The sequence below is a fragment of the Synechococcus sp. LTW-R genome (assembly GCF_014217875.1).
Lineage (GTDB): Bacteria > Cyanobacteriota > Cyanobacteriia > PCC-6307 > Cyanobiaceae > Vulcanococcus.
This window is the reverse complement of record NZ_CP059060.1, coordinates 1,320,978-1,335,813: the sequence shown is the minus strand read 5'-3', so window position 1 is coordinate 1,335,813 and position 14,836 is coordinate 1,320,978. Positions and strand designations below refer to the sequence as shown.

The window sequence follows — 14,836 nt, the reverse complement described above, 5'->3', positions numbered from 1 at the left end:
TTTAGAAGCGTGGTAACGCGTGTCGTGGCAGCGCTCCTGGAAGATTTGCTGAAGAAGAGCAGGTCTGGATGCTTTGTTCCCATCTGGGGGTATCGCTTGAGATCGGGTCATTTGACAGTGTTCAAGTGACCGATGGTCACTCCTTCGACACTCCAGTCCCTGTCAGTGGGGGTTCTGCTGACAGGGACTTTCGCTGGGTCAGGTGAGGCAAGAAAAAAACCTCCGTGGGATGACTGACCACGGAGGTTTGCGGTCTCCTCAGACGACGCCCAACAGTTCTATTCGGGGTCTTGTATCCACAGGAGTAGGACAACCGTCACTGGGGGTTCGGTCAAGAACACTCACCCCAGGAAACCGCCCATTGAGAAGGGCGGCAGTTACGCCGCCCTTGGCACCCGACCCGTCAGAACAGCAGTGGGTCTGTTGGTGTCTAAACCCTTGATAGGTCGCCCAGCAGGCAGACGACACCAGCAAAAGCACTCAACTTATGGGAATGCCCTCAGGTCAGGCAGAGCACTTCTTGTAGGCAGTTTCCATTCTTCTGCGAAGGGGAACAACCTTTGAGGAGAGTGAGTTAAGCAAGAACTGCTCCGCCTCAACACTTAGGACAACCTGAACGGTCTTCCCTCCATCGGTTTCATAAACGAAGACATCCATCTGGGGGAGGATGATGTCGGCAGTGACTTTACTTCCGTCTCTCAGCAGATATGTCGCCATCAAAAGCAGTGAATCGTGGCGAACATAAACCGAACCCCCGTTCTGTCGGGAGTCTGTTCCTCAAGTGCTGACAAGGAACATAAAAAGGCGGTGCGCCAACACCGCCTTCCTCCCCTAGACGCAACTCAGCAAGTGGCATCTGACCCTGTTCTAGTTCCTCGGGATACAGAAGGCATCAGTACAAGCACCTGTCCTCACGGGAAGCGACCACTGGTCATGTCTTGCCACTGGACTGAGCAGACTCGCCAGAGAGGCGGAACGCTGTATCCAGTGTCTCTTCCCACTCCTTCCGCCATACCCAACTGACGGAGTTGTATCGGGATGGTTGGTCCCTCAGAGAAATCCAGCACATCTCTGGACACCGTTCTCTTCAGTCCCTGCAGGATTACCTGGACATCGACAAGGAAAAGGTTGTCGACAAATTCAGGCAACGGATGGAGGTGGCGTCATGACCTCCTGGGCATCAGAACGCCGTCTGGAACTTGTGTTCGACAAGACCCTCAACGACATCCACCGACGCATGAAGAAGGTCTCCAAAGGTGACAGGAAGGCACTCAGGCGGGAATTCCAGGGTTGGTTCAGCAACGACTGTGACGACGTTGAAGTCCTGTGTTTGCAGCACTTTCAGCAATGGGGGAACCAATGAAGGTCCACATCCAATATCAGAACTAATGGGGTCAGTGGTTACATCGGCAGACCAAGCACAATGAAGCAGATGCCTTCCGTGTTGCCTTACGTCGAGCACCAAGCACTGGCAAGAGGCATCGACTCATTAGTGATGACGGTGCCCTTCTGGACTTAATCGATCCTTAGAGGCACAAACTCCCCAAAAAACGCTTTCAGAATCACAGAGCCTTTTGTTATTTTGTTATTCCGTTATTGGTCAGTCCTTCTCAAGGTTGTTGAGGTCAATGGCGACCACGCCTTCGTCATTCTTGTACCACCCACGATTTTTCTCTTTCAATCCTGATCTGACTGGACGATCTGGTGCAAGGACGGCTAATCAGGTTCACGGGTTTCCTGAACAGGAACCGTTCTGGATTTCCCATGCCCATGACTACATCCGCAAGATCGCTCTGGAGTACCTGAATGTGTCATCCCGTGCCCAAGGGTTCAACTGCCGATGCCGCCTGAAGGAAGTGGCAGAGACTCACCATCACCTACCCAGAAGGCGACGCCCAACAACTCCACCAGGCATTGCTCCTGCTGAAAAGAAGCCAGCATCTCAATGTGTCGGCATTCTGTCGTGCAGCGATTGTGGAGAAGTTGGAGCGACTGGAGAAAAACAAATGAAAACGCTTGCCATACGGCTGCCTGATGTAGAGGCAGCGATGCTGGTTGAGGTGCAGAAGGTCAATCGGGCTTATAGAGACCGGCAGGGTCTTCTTATCAGTCAAATCCAACAGGAATACGCCAAGACCCCTAAGGGCAGAGCATCAAGGTGAAAGCCAAGATGCCCTCACATTCCAAATGTCACGCTCACCACGCTGCCTGCCACAGGGCTATTCCTTCCACATCACGCTGCGGTGCAACAGCCGTCAGTTTTTGATTGCTAAGGGATTGAGGCGGGATGTGCTTTTAGCAGTGCTCGCCAAGGCACAAGCCAAGGTCCCTCACAGGTTGTATGCCGTTTGTTTGATGGCAAATCACCTGCACCTGCTCATCAAACCTGATGATGCACGCCAACTGCCAAGGCTGATGCACTGGTTTGGCTGGTATTCAGCAATGGCACTCAATCGCCTAACGGGTCGCTGCGGGCACTTTTGGGAAGCCAGGTATTACGCCACTGCCATTGCGCCTAAAGACCACAGACGAGTGCTCAATACCTTGCGGTATATCCACGCCAACCCCAAAGCAGCTGGAGTGCGAAAGGGGTTTTATGACCCCTACAGCAACTACGGGCACTACGGGAGGTTGGCGAGTGATGGCATCAGCGAATGGCACCCAAGTTTCCTGCAACTGGCGCCAACATTGGAGGGATGCTCCAAGCGTTATGAGCGGTTTTGTCAGCGGTATCGCCATCACGCCAAAGGAGCAGCCAAGTGCCACTGGGGCTCAAGGATGCTGAAGCGATTGGTTGAGGCAAGAGGTCATCAAAGAAGCAAGAAAAAGCGTTTATCGCCTGGGCAGCAGCAACTACCGTTTGCGTTTGATATGCGGCTCAACCAAATCCCTAACGAGTGGCACCAGATAGCAGTGAGATTTAGACGAGCCAATGGCATCCGTGATGGCGAAAGGGAGCGAAGTTATTGGTGAATGTGTTGAGGCAATAAGGATAGAAGTAGGGAGAAACATATTGAGGGAGGCTAGGGAGGCTTTGGTGTGTCTTGCGGTCTTGAGATGAGGCAAAGAATGCCGTGAGTGACCTGCCATTGGGCTAAGCCGAGGGCGATGGTGCCAGGTATTGGAGGCTGATTTGTTGGCTTACTGGTGTGAATAAAGAAATAAAAAGCCCCTGCGGTTGCAGGGGCTTTGGGTGGTTAGCCTATCACTTATCAATCAATCTACACTCAATCACACATTCTCTACTACCACGGTTGATAGTAGCAACATGAATTCGTAGCACCAGATAAATCGCAATTACAATCGTGCACCCGCACATCCCTCTTGCTTGGAGTTGATGTTAGGGCAGTAACGGCAGCACCTTTGCCAGGACCGCCATTCGTATTGAAACGCCACTTGATGTCAGCCGAAAACCGTGACTTGAAGGCACTGTCATAAGAGAGGTTGGTGCCAACCGTTAGTCCGTTGTTGATGGCATAGGCGAGGCGACCCAAGACACCAGAGCCATCTGCTGTATTGAGGTCACCGTTTTGGTAGTAGTAACCAACAGAGGCTCTTAGTCCTGGCGTCAGGTTGTAACCAGCATCTAAGCCATAGGTGTCCAGTGCACCGCCTTGATAGACGGTGTTGAGCTGTTGCTCGGTGTCACCCGTTGGAATGAGCGCATAAGCATTGAATGCCCACTTATCGCTCACCGCTTCTGCATTGACAGCCGCCTGCTGGAAGAAAGCGGTGCGTGAGGCATAAACAGGGATACCCGTGTCAGAGGGACCCGTGCTCATTGGTCGGGTGTCATAGCCCGCATTCAGTCCATACATCCAACTGCGGTCACCATTGAGCCAGCGATAGCCCAGGCGGGATGAGGTGGAGATGGTGGTGCCAGCAACGGTGGTGTTGATGATGCTGCTGCTGTTACCCCAGTCCGAGAAGTTGGCATTCGCCAGGACATCGGCATAGAAGACGCTGTTGCTGCCGACCACCAGGGGAAGGAAGCCACCCAGACCTGCTTGGTTGGGGGTGCCAGCCGCTTGGGTTTGAGCCTGGATGCCGACCTGCGGTTTAACGATGTCCTTGAGCTGAATGCTCATCACACCCAGGTCACTGGCAGACCCTTGGGCGACTTGAGCAGGCTTGGCGCTGACTGCAGGCAGTGAGGCGATGGAGAGAGCAGCGGTGCTCAGTGCCGCCAGCGATAAATGAAGGGACTGCCGCATCACAGACACGCTCAACTTCTGGCGGGAGTTTCGCCAGGAAATCCGCCATTGCAACTGGGCTTAGAGCACTTCGGTTTGCGGCGGCAAGCTGGGAGAAGACAAGCCACTCCCGTAGCCACCCAACCCATTACCAAGGACTTCCCAGCCCTGCCCCACGCCTTCTTCTGCCGTCCAGCGGAGGTTGTTGCCCCTGAGCTGATTGGCTGCAAGTTGGTGAAACGCCAAACAGGCGGCAGCCTGCTCTGGGGTGTGGTGGTGGAAACGGAGGCGTATTCCCAGGACGACCCCGCCACACGCGGCTACCGCCGCCGCTCCCCCAGCAACGAAACGCTCTTTGGTGAGCCAGGGCGTTTTTACGTCTATGTGAGCTATGGCATTCACCACTGCGTGAAAAGAGTGGATAAGTCTTTGGTGATGCCCACCGAAGCCACTCCCTGAGCCACTCAGTCCTTCTGCGCCCTCGCTTAATCCCGCTCAATCCCACTGCCGCAGCGCTGGCGGTTGCGTTCGAGCTTGCGCCGCAATCGTTCGGTGATGCCCAGATCGGCACTGCGCCAGAGACGATCCATCTCTTGGGTGAAGTGGGCAGCGACCTGCGGTGAGCGGATCACCAGCAGCACCTCATCGTTTTGATGGGCAGCACTCGGGCTCCAGTTGAAGCTGCCGGTGATGACGGTCTTGCGATCGATCACGGCGAACTTGTGATGCAGGTCCTTGAGATGGGTCTCCCAGCTTGGATTCTCAGGGATGCTCAGGGTCTTTGAGCCAGTAGCTGAGCCACTCCTATCCATTACTCCCCTGAGTTCGGACGCGGCTACGAATGGCTAAGTGAACTTGGCTCTTGGTTAGGGGCGGCTTTAAGCCAGATTCCAGTCAAAGAGCTGGATCTTGAGGAAAGCACCAACCCTGCGGAATAACAACGGTGCCCTACAGGTTCGGGTCCGCCTGGATGGCAAAGACCATTTCATCAACCGTTTGGGCAGGTTCGAGGATCCGATTGCGAGGGCACGAGCTCAGGCGATCTCTGCGGAGATCTGGAGGGACTATCGGGAGGGGAATCTGGACTGGAGCCTCTCCCGATACAAGCCGCTTGTGGAGGGGAAAGACCCCGACCTCCTGAAGGCAATGGAGGAGCTGATGCTGCGGAAGCGTCAAGGCAGGACCACCCATGCCTATCGGGTGCTCAAGCGGTATGGCGGTGCTTTGCGGACTGAAAGAGAGGTCAGGGAGTTCTTGCGGTGGATGGAAGCTGAAGGACTTGCAGCCTCCACCCGCTCCACGATCTTGAGCACGATCAGGACCGTTCAACCCAACAACAAGGCTCTCTCTGTCGCATTCATCAAAGTTCCTCACCGCAGCGTTCAGGAGGAAGTCCTGAGCAAAGGGGAGATCCAGATGGTGCTGGAGGAGATCAGGACCAATGAGGAGTGGTTTTATGCCTGCTTTGCCGTCTGGCTAGGCACAGGACTCAGGAACGCTGAGCTCATAGGGCTGACTTGGGATTGTGTTCGCTTGGAGGCAGGTGAGCTGTTGATCACCAAGACCTTGAGGCGCGACGGCGTCTACACGCACAAAAGGCACTGGGCTGGTACCAAGACGGGGAAGAGTCGGGTTGTGCCATTACGTGGGGATCTGGTGGCACTGCTGAAGGATCACAAGGACCAGATGGCGGCACTTGGTCTGGACACCCATAAGGGACTGGTGTTTGTCACCCCTAAGACCTATGGGCACTTGTATGACTCAGGACTGGAGCTCGTGTGGAAGCGCAGTCAAAGGCGGGTTGGATTGGCGCCTAGGCGTTTGTATGCCCAGAGGCATTCATTTCTGAGCCATGCCCTGGCAATGGGTAATAGTCCTGCTGATCTGGCGGCAGTGGCAGGGCACAGGACCGAGCAGCTACTGAATACCTATGCCAAGCCAACAGGTCGAGTGGTTTTGCCGTACTGGGAGGAGAGCTAAATGCTGATATTCAGAGTTCATCGGCTTCGTTCATGTTCGTGCGCTTGAGACGCCCCTTGTGCCAATTTTTCTAGGTTTTACGTTGCCCAGAAATGACCGCTGAAAACCCCTGTACAGCCTGCGTTCTTAGGGGTTAAATCCTGGCGCCATTCGGGCACAAAAGAACTGGCACAGAGGCGCTTCTGGGGTGCTTGTGCAGCCTTATAATTGTCTCATCGAAACGGGGTGAATTGAGCAACCCTCTCTGCGAAATCTACCTAATACATCTTGCCCGAAAGGGATCAAGTCAAGCGGGATTTTCTCCCTGCCCTTCTAGAGCTAATTACTTCTTTCATCGTGAACCAAGAAAAGCTTTTCTTCGCAATTGTTGAAACGCGTAAGGCGATGTACCGCTTAATGGACATGAACCTTTTGCGTGATGACGACATTAATGCATTTGAGGAGTCTATCCTTCACCGCGCTGGAATTGATTTCGATGATTATCTTGAATGGAAAGAGAGCTGAGTCTCCGCTTCTCGACTCTTGATGTGTCTGCCAAATTACCCGAAAACTGCTTATGTACCTAGTTGACAATGCTCAGAATGTCTTTGCTGACATTATCGATAATCCTGCAAGTTGGTCTCAAAAACAGGCGATCCTGGAAGACTTTGTTTGCCTGGAAAGTCGTGATTTTGACCTTGCCATTCAGATGATTCGAACCTATGTAGCCTCGAATCGAAGAAAAGAATATGAGACGGCATATGCTGTTGCTAAGCAGGCTTTCTTGGATTCAAGAGAGTTTTCTTGTTCCCTTGGAAAATTTAGTAAATTTAATGAGAATACCGTAACCAATAGGGTAAGCGGTTTTATCGATCGCCTTGAAAAGCAGTGTTGCTTTAGAAAGCCTTATAGCACTCAGCGCGCAATCTCTAGTGATGTCAGAGGAGTATTTGATCCGCTCGGCTATTTCAATTGTATTGAAGAGATTGTGGAAGCTTGCCAAGGCTTGATCAAGAGCGTAGCTAAGGTTCAAGACTGCCGCAATCTTATTGAACAGCGACAATTTAGGGAAGCATTGCAACTGGCGGCTTCTGGCAGACAGAGTGAATTTGTTGCCTTTATGGATAAGTCACTTGAAGATCTCTGATAAGTGTAATTTCATTTAGTCATTCTCGCTTTCCCTTTCTTAGCTTGAATGAGCTGTAGTCGCTGTTGATGTCTAGGGCTATCTTTTTTGATAGCCCTTTTCTGTACCGACTGTCCTTCAGCTGCAACTCTTTGAGCATCTCATATTCGACTCTCCCTAGTTGTATCGAAATATTCATTCGACTACCTCGCTATGGTTGTGCCGGAACCACTCGTAATGAGTAATTAGGAAGTCTATAGTTCCTGTTCTCGACCTCCTTAGCTTTATTGATAAAGAGTCTAGTTTTCTGAGTGTACTCTGATTGCGTTTACCGAAGAATAAGCTGATACACCTCTGGTTCGTTTCTGGCATTTACTTGTACGAGGATTCCTGTTGCTTGATAGTTCTATTTATCCTCTTTAGAACAACAGGTCTGAATTCTGGTAATCAAGAACGAGGTCTGGATCCTGATGGTGTCTGTAGGAGTAGTAGTCCTTCAGGTTGTAGGACGCGTGATGCTCCCAGACCCAGGGTTTGATCACCACACCCCTGTTCTCCTCTGAGGTGGTCTTGAGGAGTTTCTGGACCCTTGGACGGACCTTTTGGTGGACCAGGTTGTCGATGTACCAGAGGTCGTTCAGAGGGTCAGGTAAAGCACCCAGATGGAGATGAGTATGGAAGGCAAGGATCTGACGACCATGACGGACCACTGGTTTGCGTTCATGGAAGAACACCAGCTGAGGTCTTAAGGGTGGTTCTGGAAGTTTCTTGAGGCGTTGCTTCAAGAGCGAGGTCAAGAACACGTTCCTGAAGTGTTTGGAGTGACTGATGACAGTCTCAGATCGAGTTGGTAGATCGTTCCAAAGCAAAGTGATGAACCACATGGGTTGGAAGTTGTTCTCCCATTGGTCTCTGATGAGTTCCTTGAAGACCTTTGGTTGTGATCTGGTCTTCTGATGGATCCTCTGGAGTCTCTGGTTCAGGAGTGTCCTTGAGTGATCAGAACGATTCACTCCCGTTGGTCGTGAATGAACTCCTTCTCGCTCGGTTCCGATCTGGTGATTCGTCTTAGCTAATTTGGGGTAACTCATTGATATCACTGGTTTTTTATGCGGTCTTTTCGAGATTTAAGAAGTATCTCTTGGTACACCGAGTCCCTTGTTTGCCTTGATGGCATTGGGGGGTGAGGGATTAATGACAAGCTCGCATCTCTTGCCTCTGCTAGAGACTTGAAGTTGGTTTCAGTTATTATTTATAAAATATATAGCTTGATGGCTCCGATGTCATCTGTTGACCTAGTGAAGGCTTAGCTTGCGATTGCTGCAGCGAGAAAGGCTATTTTCTGGATTGTTTTTATGAGTATTGTGGTCTATGTAGTTTCGCTTGTGATCGGCTTATGTAAATGTCTCTGTTTATTGCTGGCATGACCAATCTAGTATTACAAGGAGTTGTTGAGTAGATGTGGACAGCATCCAACGAGAGCACTTGATCAGAGCGTTGGTTAATCAGCGAGGTGACGAGGATATGGGTGCCCCTCTGCCAGAGGAGGACGCATCCTGGGAACATGAGGCTGAAATAATAAAAGCTGGATACAGCGCGAACCTTCAGAAGCTAGGCAACGCTGATTTATGGAGGGAAGCTGGCGTTACAGATCCTCGAGCGCTATCAGAGTTTATTGAAGAGTGGTTATAGATCTACTGATCAGCTCTGAAGCCACAAGGATTCCAATGGGGTTGCCAACAGAGAAGCGAAGCCTTAGCTTATTCTTGTTATATGGTGTGATGCATGAACTACAGCAAGGAACTACTTGTTAAATGCTTGACAAATGAGTATGAGCATTTGCTCCATGATGGAGAAGAGCCGGGAGATATGACGGTCGAAGAACGCAGAGCATGGTTTAACACTCTTACTATTGAACAACTGATTGAAGAAACAGGATGGGATGACGACGAGGACCTAAAAGAGTTCATTGAGAATTGGAAAGGTGAAGACTAAGAGGTAAATGGTCAACCCATGGTCAATCACGCCTGAAAACTATGATTGAAGCTGCTTTTTCTTTAATAAACCTGGCGCTGCTGACTGTCTCTATTCTCCTTTCTTTTTCAGGATTTCCATTTGGGCTGGTTAGTTTTTTAGGGTATTTACTCTCGATGACTTCAATAGGAGTCATCATTGGCGTGTGGGGAAATCCTGGAAAGGAGCATCGGCAACTTCTTACAAAGGTGTTTACATCACTGGTAGGGATAGGACTTCTTCTGCTGGGCAACTGGATCATCGACAAAGGAGGATTGGTCTCAATCACAGTTGGGGATGCAGGTACGGGAGATGCGGTTTCACTTGCGTTCTCCAACATTGCCTGGATTACGGGATTACTAGCAGCAATTAAGGGAACACATAAGGGGGCTAATGCAGAGGAGCATCCCCCTGGACAGGATTCGCCCCTTGATGCCAAGGTGGAATATCTACTTCGTCTAAAGATACGGACGTCAAGGCGAGAACTTATAGTCAATATATCAAGTACACTGTTGGCTTTAGCTTCAATTGCTCTACCGCTTTACTATGCGATGGTGCTAGGTGATCCACTGAAGCTTTTACTCTTATTGCTCTTTCCTATATCTGTATTCTCCATGGGGTTTGCCGTTAGGGGAGGCGGTTTACTGGTTTACTTGCCCACGATTACTATTGGCGTATTACTAACGATAGCGGCTGCACCTTGGTGGTATTTCCTGCTTGGGATTAGTCTTTGCGTGGTCTACTACCAGACTGTCTTTTCTATCCCAAGAGGGAAACGCGAAGAGTCAGAGTTGTTCGACAAGTGGAATATTGAACAGGCTGTAAAAGAAAAGAGAGCTGACACGCAACAATAGAAATGCTATCCAAGCATTGATTCGTTCTATTGTAGGGTACATTTGAACATCAGCTTGCTTGAGCCAATGACGTTGCAGACTTAGGTTCTACGAAATAAGTTGATATTCTAATTCTAGAGGAAGTATCTGCTTAACAAGTACTAGCATCCCCGCTCTGCGGAACCAGCAAGAGAGAGAATCATCTTCCCTGTCTTATCAAAGATCGATAGACGACCTTTTGACTTCTGCAACTCATACCCTATCCGAACCCATTGAGGAGTGGACAAAACAAGAGAATAGTCGTCAAAACGTGCTTTAAGCTGAAGATTCGAATAAGAAAAGATGTCTGCTTGTGTGGGGATACCATTTACATTGAGAAGTAATAAAGTATTGCCTTTGGTGCTAGGGGAATAGTATGTCCAAAGAAGTGGGCTGTTGAGGCTTTTCTGGTAGAAGTAAAGGCTACATCCGATAGGCAGATCACGCCAGGATAATGAGTCGAGGATGAGAGGGGGAAGAGATGCTATAGAAGATGGTGGTAATGACGTTACTGAGAAGAGTAAGGCTAACCCAAGAAATGCACGAGAGCAGATCCGGTTTCTTAAGTTAACCGTGTACATTGCTTTGAGCACAGACAGTGCGTGGTTGTGATCTACTTAGAGCAGTACTTCTCGTATAATCCGCTAGCCTCGTTGCTGCCAAGACTATTGGCAATCTGCCAATCTTTGCAGGCTGACTCTGTTTGACTGAGTTCATATTTTGAAGCGCCCCTGCCAGTGTAGGAATCTGCATGCCGGGGAGCAATCTTGATGGCTTTGTCGTAAGAGAGGATTGAATCTTCGAATCTATTCAGTTGTTTTAGTATATACCCTTCATTTGCATAAGCGTAATGACTCTGAGGATTCACCTTTATCGCCTGTCTTAGGTCCTCTAGTGCATAATCAAGCTTTTTAAGCTGGAGCCAGGACTGAGCACGAGCAACTAATGCACCATCAGCACGTGGGTTAAGACGAAGGACTTGATGCATGCGTCGGATAGCTTTCTTATAGTCTTTTAATTGGTATTCAGTTATTCCACTCCAGTAGAATACTTCCAGCGTCTCATTGCCATTCTCTATAGATCTGTCTATATCCTTTTTGGCATCTCTATGATTACCAAGGGCAAGCTGCGCCCTACCTCTGGCAAGATACGGACCAGACTGATCGCCATCGATAGAGATTGCTTTCGAGCAGTCAGCAATAGACTTCTCATGCTCTGATATTAAAAGGTAGGTATCACAACGGTTTCGGTAGTATGCGCTGTCATCAGGATTGATTTCAATTGCAGTTGTGAACTCTAAGATTGCAGCCTTGTAATCGCCAAGAGCCATATATACAATGCCTTTATTGTTGATCGCGTCTGCATAGTCTGGCTTGATCCTTACGGCTTTGGCAAGGTTAACCAGTGCGTTCTTTGTGTCTCCAAGACTGTGCGAAGCCATCCCAAGCATCATGAATCCAGGGGCAAACTTTGACGCAGCCAGAGTGACCTGCTTAAAGTCTCTATGAGCACTCTTATAGTCACCTTTTTGGTAATGGAGATTCCCTCTGTCAAAGTAGGCAGGGGTTTCCTCTGGTGAATCACGAATTATCTTGGATAAGAGTCTTTGCTTTTGAGAGGTGTCTGTAAGGGAATCAATGTAGTCATACAACTTATAGTATGCCTCTACATTCTCAAGCCGTCTCGCCCTCTTAAAGTCTAAAAAAGCTCTATCTATCTCGCCAACCTTTAGGTACAGAGAGGCTCGATATGCCAAAGCTTGTGCATCTTCAGGGTTGACCTCTAAGAGCTTGTCTAAATCCCTAATCGCCTCTCTATAGTTGAATAACCTATCCCAAGCCAACGCTCTATTCATCAAGATAAGGGTGTCCCCTGGAGCAATCTCAAGTGCTTTATTGAAGTCTTTTATTGCATTCTTTGGATCACCACTCCGTGAAAGAACAACCCCTCTGCTATTGAGGTTGTAAGGATTATCTGGATCTATCTCTAATGCCTTGGTGTAGTTGGTTATTGCCTCGACCAGCTTCCCTGACTTTTCTAGTCTTCGTGCTTCTCCTACTAGTGCAGAGAGTGCTGAGTTTTGTTCAATAGCCTCTCGCCATTGGTCTTTATTATGCTCGGCTATGGATTCTGAGACTATATCCTGAAATGAAGAGGTGATTTCTTTTGTAAGTTCAGCGCAGTCTGCCTGAGTGATCTCACATAATATATTGATAGCGACAGCATACTTCTCCGAGGTGTTTGTAAGATCGCTTGTTTCCGTCGTCCCTTTTGTCGTAAGCCTCCCTTTGCTGTCTACCGTATAAAAGGATGATGCAGACTTCCCATAATAAGAAAAGTTGTAGCGACCATCTTCGTTGTCACTCATGACTCCACGAGGAATTGGCTGATCCTTAAAGCGCGAATTCTTCCAAAGAAAGAGGATCATCATATTGACATCACTTACATAGCTTTTCGCCTTCTTGGTCTCCTCTTCAGTTGACTTCTTTCGTGTTTTACCAACATCTTCTGTCTTGATTGTCGCCTTTGGGCTTGAAGCTGTTGAATACGCAGGGCTAGCAGTCAACATGCCAGCACAAGCTATACAAGCCAGCCTTATAAGTGCCGGTGCTTTCATGCGTGCGACTACTCTTGAGAGCTAATCTTATCACGTGTGCGATATTCTTGCCCTGCTTTGTAGCGAGTTCTTTCTTTTGGTTGAATCAACACAAGGGTCTTGCGATACTGCAACTTAGAAAATCCGAGCGCATGATTAGGTATTACTTTGAAGGATGGCGTAAGTCTTTTGACTTCAAAGGACGAAGCGGAAGAAACCAGTTCTGGTGGTTCGTCTTTTGGGACTGCTTGATTCTGCTGATTCTTCTATTGTCGGTATCTGCATTTGATCATCTATCCCTTTCTTCCTTGAAAGCTGAAGGAGCCAATCCGAATCTCGCGCTCTTTACAGATGTTGCTTCTTTGATGGAGAAGAGTTCATCCTTTCTGTTCGTCATTCTCTTGCTTCTTACAATGCTTCCCAGGATTGCACTGGCTGTTAGAAGGCTAAGGGATACCGCACGCTCTACAGTCTGGCTTCTCCTTGTATTCGTACCTTTTGGTTCACTGGTGCTGTGGATCTGGTTCATGGGACCGACCAGAGATGTTAACTATGCTGGGATGTCGTCTTATAAGTAGGAATATCTTCTAACCCCTCACTCTTTCTTGATCCCCCACAGTATCTTTGATATGTTGTGGTCATAAATGACCCAAGCCCATGCTGACCGGACAAGAGCTGCTCGCCAAGGTCAAGGAGATGGGTGATGCTCCAAAGACGGAGCTGGCAACCGCATGTGGATACGTCTCCAAGAAGAAGGACGGTTCTGACCGTGTGAATTTCACTGCCTTCTATGAGGCACTCCTGAATGCGAAGGGCATCGACCTCGGTGCTGGAGGCAAGGGTGTTGGGAAGGGTGGCAGGAAGCTTTCCTACACATCAAAAGTTCAGTTCAACGGCAACCTCATGGTCGGCAAGGCATACACCGCCATGCTTGATCTGAAACCAGGCGACGACTTTGAAATCAAATTGGGCAGGAAGTCAATCCGACTGATTCCGGTGGGCTCTTCCGGTGATGAGGCTTGATTCGAATCGCTACTGCATGAACTCACTGAGCAAGATGTATCAGTTCTTCTTGAGAGGTTTGTGGTTTGAGTGACTTAATCAAGCGAATGGCGGCTGCCGCTGATCGACTCGGCTTATCCGATGATGATCGTTCATCTAATAACCTCACAGGAAAGCCTGTTGAAGTAGTGGTTTGGGATGGTGGAATCGACGAGGTTCTCGAATTCACTGATGTGTATCGACGTCACGAAAGTGGCTATTACTTTGAAGATACAGAGCACTTTGGAACGGTTTTCGTCTCTCAAAGAATGGTAGACAAGTACTCTCTTGACCATACCCCTATCGAAAAATGGTATGAGGAGCAGATTGAGTATGAGGACGATGAAGAGCAGCTCAAGTATCTAGAAGAAATGAAGTCTAAGTGGTCTCAGGTGATAATCATCGATCACTGTACTGGATATTCGCTGACAAGTGATCGCAGCAATAGTGGCTATCACAGTATGACTCCGCATGGTCAAATCGGAGATAAAGGCTTTGTTGCTTGGTGGTGTGACTTCCCTGTCGAACTCCTAGATGAATCAAGTGTTGACGTTTGTGTGGCTAGTTGGGCTGATGGCTGATAATCGCGAAGGTTCGGTAGTCCTATCATTCTCTGACTTTGAATGATTGTTCGCTACTGTAGTTGTCCTACTCTGATGCGGCGAAAAAACTCATGGCTAACGCCTATACCCAAGCTCAGTGGGTGGACGCCGTCATTTGCGAGTATGAAAATCTCCTCCATAGTCTCTTGTTTTTCATGGAAGGGACTTATTCGTTCGGATATTCTATGGCATAGCCATAGTTTAAGCCTGCCCGGAGCTCGAGACCCTTCCGGCTTACTCACAATCAATTCCAATGCCGCAGTGCTAGCGGGTGCTCTCGGGTTTTCGCCGCCACCGTTCAGTGATGCCTAGATCGACACTGCGCTGGAGGCGATCAATGCTGATTGATAAATGGCTTCTTATTGTTGCCCCTGCACTTTGGTTGAGGCAAGAGGTCATCAAAGAAGCAAGAAAAAGCGTGTATCGCCTGGGCA

At 49.2% G+C, this 14,836-nt stretch carries 16 protein-coding genes and 2 pseudogenes; 13 read left to right on the top strand and 5 right to left on the bottom strand.

The features are described from left to right. Positions 1-504: 504 nt before the first annotated feature. Complete coding sequence (locus H0O22_RS07585; RefSeq protein WP_185186118.1) at positions 505-717, bottom strand: hypothetical protein; 213 nt, start codon at positions 715-717, stop codon at positions 505-507. Between the two features lie 311 nt (positions 718-1,028). On the opposite strand from H0O22_RS07585, the gene H0O22_RS07580 reads away from it, so the two are divergent. From H0O22_RS07580 to H0O22_RS07565, 4 genes are all read left to right on the top strand, one after another. Further along, positions 1,029-1,169, top strand: coding sequence for a site-specific integrase (locus H0O22_RS07580; RefSeq protein ID WP_255439212.1), 141 nt, complete (start codon positions 1,029-1,031; stop codon positions 1,167-1,169). After that, on the top strand, positions 1,166-1,363 hold the full coding sequence (locus H0O22_RS07575; RefSeq protein WP_185186117.1) for a hypothetical protein: 198 nt from the start codon (positions 1,166-1,168) through the stop codon (positions 1,361-1,363). The genes H0O22_RS07580 and H0O22_RS07575 overlap by 4 nt, the downstream gene beginning before the upstream one ends. A 265-nt stretch (positions 1,364-1,628) precedes the next feature. After that, complete coding sequence (locus H0O22_RS07570; RefSeq protein WP_185188455.1) at positions 1,629-2,162, top strand: hypothetical protein; 534 nt, start codon at positions 1,629-1,631, stop codon at positions 2,160-2,162. Between the two features lie 25 nt (positions 2,163-2,187). Then, positions 2,188-2,973 carry a transposase gene (locus H0O22_RS07565; RefSeq protein WP_185186116.1) on the top strand — a complete coding sequence of 262 codons (786 nt, stop codon included), beginning with the start codon at positions 2,188-2,190 and terminating at the stop codon, positions 2,971-2,973. A gap of 272 nt (positions 2,974-3,245) precedes the next feature. Here the strand turns inward: H0O22_RS07565 and H0O22_RS07560 are convergent, their stop codons facing one another. Continuing rightward, positions 3,246-4,214 carry a carbamoyl-phosphate synthase L chain gene (locus H0O22_RS07560; RefSeq protein ID WP_185186115.1) on the bottom strand — a complete coding sequence of 323 codons (969 nt, stop codon included), beginning with the start codon at positions 4,212-4,214 and terminating at the stop codon, positions 3,246-3,248. A 126-nt stretch (positions 4,215-4,340) separates the two neighbouring features. Between H0O22_RS07560 and H0O22_RS13350 the strand changes: the two are divergent. Further along, positions 4,341-4,613: pseudogene (locus H0O22_RS13350) on the top strand (DNA-3-methyladenine glycosylase); the annotation flags it as partial. A gap of 65 nt (positions 4,614-4,678) precedes the next feature. Here H0O22_RS13350 and H0O22_RS07550 read toward each other — a convergent pair. Further along, positions 4,679-4,924, bottom strand: a pseudogene (locus H0O22_RS07550) (phospholipase D-like domain-containing protein); the annotation flags it as partial. A gap of 175 nt (positions 4,925-5,099) precedes the next feature. Between H0O22_RS07550 and H0O22_RS07545 the strand changes: the two are divergent. The 3 genes from H0O22_RS07545 to H0O22_RS07535 all read left to right on the top strand — a co-directional run bounded on the left by H0O22_RS07545 (position 5,100) and on the right by H0O22_RS07535 (position 7,299). Next, positions 5,100-6,173, top strand: coding sequence for a site-specific integrase (locus H0O22_RS07545; RefSeq protein WP_185188361.1), 1,074 nt, complete (start codon positions 5,100-5,102; stop codon positions 6,171-6,173). Between the two features lie 267 nt (positions 6,174-6,440). Next, positions 6,441-6,677: a hypothetical protein gene (locus H0O22_RS07540; RefSeq protein WP_185186113.1), complete on the top strand. Its 237-nt coding sequence runs from the start codon at positions 6,441-6,443 to the stop codon at positions 6,675-6,677. A gap of 52 nt (positions 6,678-6,729) precedes the next feature. Beyond that, the gene (locus H0O22_RS07535) at positions 6,730-7,299 is read left to right on the top strand and encodes a hypothetical protein (protein ID WP_185186112.1); all 570 of its coding nucleotides are present in this window, start codon (positions 6,730-6,732) and stop codon (positions 7,297-7,299) included. 398 nt (positions 7,300-7,697) lie between these two features. On the opposite strand, the gene H0O22_RS07530 is transcribed toward H0O22_RS07535, so the two are convergent. Then, a complete protein-coding gene (locus H0O22_RS07530; protein ID WP_185186111.1) occupies positions 7,698-8,063 on the bottom strand; it encodes a hypothetical protein in 366 nt (121 codons plus the stop codon). A 1,000-nt stretch (positions 8,064-9,063) separates the two neighbouring features. Between H0O22_RS07530 and H0O22_RS07525 the strand changes: the two genes are divergently transcribed. Next, on the top strand, positions 9,064-9,273 hold the full coding sequence (locus H0O22_RS07525) for a hypothetical protein (RefSeq protein WP_185186110.1): 210 nt from the start codon (positions 9,064-9,066) through the stop codon (positions 9,271-9,273). 41 nt (positions 9,274-9,314) lie between these two features. Continuing rightward, positions 9,315-10,145: a hypothetical protein gene (locus H0O22_RS07520; protein ID WP_185186109.1), complete on the top strand. Its 831-nt coding sequence runs from the start codon at positions 9,315-9,317 to the stop codon at positions 10,143-10,145. A gap of 631 nt (positions 10,146-10,776) precedes the next feature. Here H0O22_RS07520 and H0O22_RS07515 read toward each other — a convergent pair. After that, positions 10,777-12,780 carry a tetratricopeptide repeat protein gene (locus H0O22_RS07515; protein ID WP_185186108.1) on the bottom strand — a complete coding sequence of 668 codons (2,004 nt, stop codon included), beginning with the start codon at positions 12,778-12,780 and terminating at the stop codon, positions 10,777-10,779. A gap of 131 nt (positions 12,781-12,911) precedes the next feature. Between H0O22_RS07515 and H0O22_RS13435 the strand changes: the two genes are divergently transcribed. The 3 genes from H0O22_RS13435 (at position 12,912) to H0O22_RS07500 (ending at position 14,381) form a co-directional block, all read left to right on the top strand. Next, positions 12,912-13,337, top strand: a complete 426-nt coding sequence (locus H0O22_RS13435; protein WP_185186107.1) for a DUF805 domain-containing protein — start codon at positions 12,912-12,914, stop codon at positions 13,335-13,337. Between the two features lie 79 nt (positions 13,338-13,416). After that, positions 13,417-13,782 (top strand): AbrB family transcriptional regulator, encoded by a 366-nt coding sequence (locus tag H0O22_RS07505; RefSeq protein WP_185186106.1) that lies wholly within the window; start codon positions 13,417-13,419, stop codon positions 13,780-13,782. A gap of 86 nt (positions 13,783-13,868) precedes the next feature. Further along, the gene (locus tag H0O22_RS07500; RefSeq protein WP_185186105.1) at positions 13,869-14,381 is read left to right on the top strand and encodes a hypothetical protein; all 513 of its coding nucleotides are present in this window, start codon (positions 13,869-13,871) and stop codon (positions 14,379-14,381) included. The last annotated feature ends 455 nt before the right edge of the window (positions 14,382-14,836 follow it).

Bases quoted from the DNA above. Each gene is read 5' to 3' on its own strand.
- H0O22_RS07505 (WP_185186106.1), top strand. From the start codon at position 13,417: ATGCTGACCGGACAAGAGCTGCTCGCCAAGGTCAAGGAGATGGGTGAT.
- H0O22_RS07570 (WP_185188455.1), top strand. From the start codon at position 1,629: ATGGCGACCACGCCTTCGTCATTCTTGTACCACCCACGATTTTTCTCT.
- H0O22_RS07575 (WP_185186117.1), top strand. From the start codon at position 1,166: ATGACCTCCTGGGCATCAGAACGCCGTCTGGAACTTGTGTTCGACAAG.
- H0O22_RS07525 (WP_185186110.1), top strand. From the start codon at position 9,064: ATGAACTACAGCAAGGAACTACTTGTTAAATGCTTGACAAATGAGTAT.
- H0O22_RS13435 (WP_185186107.1), top strand. From the start codon at position 12,912: ATGATTAGGTATTACTTTGAAGGATGGCGTAAGTCTTTTGACTTCAAA.
- H0O22_RS07565 (WP_185186116.1), top strand. From the start codon at position 2,188: ATGTCACGCTCACCACGCTGCCTGCCACAGGGCTATTCCTTCCACATC.
- H0O22_RS07515 (WP_185186108.1), bottom strand. From the start codon at position 12,780: ATGAAAGCACCGGCACTTATAAGGCTGGCTTGTATAGCTTGTGCTGGC.
- H0O22_RS07560 (WP_185186115.1), bottom strand. From the start codon at position 4,214: ATGCGGCAGTCCCTTCATTTATCGCTGGCGGCACTGAGCACCGCTGCT.
- H0O22_RS07500 (WP_185186105.1), top strand. From the start codon at position 13,869: ATGGCGGCTGCCGCTGATCGACTCGGCTTATCCGATGATGATCGTTCA.
- H0O22_RS07535 (WP_185186112.1), top strand. From the start codon at position 6,730: ATGTACCTAGTTGACAATGCTCAGAATGTCTTTGCTGACATTATCGAT.
- H0O22_RS07585 (WP_185186118.1), bottom strand. From the start codon at position 717: ATGGCGACATATCTGCTGAGAGACGGAAGTAAAGTCACTGCCGACATC.
- H0O22_RS07520 (WP_185186109.1), top strand. From the start codon at position 9,315: ATGATTGAAGCTGCTTTTTCTTTAATAAACCTGGCGCTGCTGACTGTC.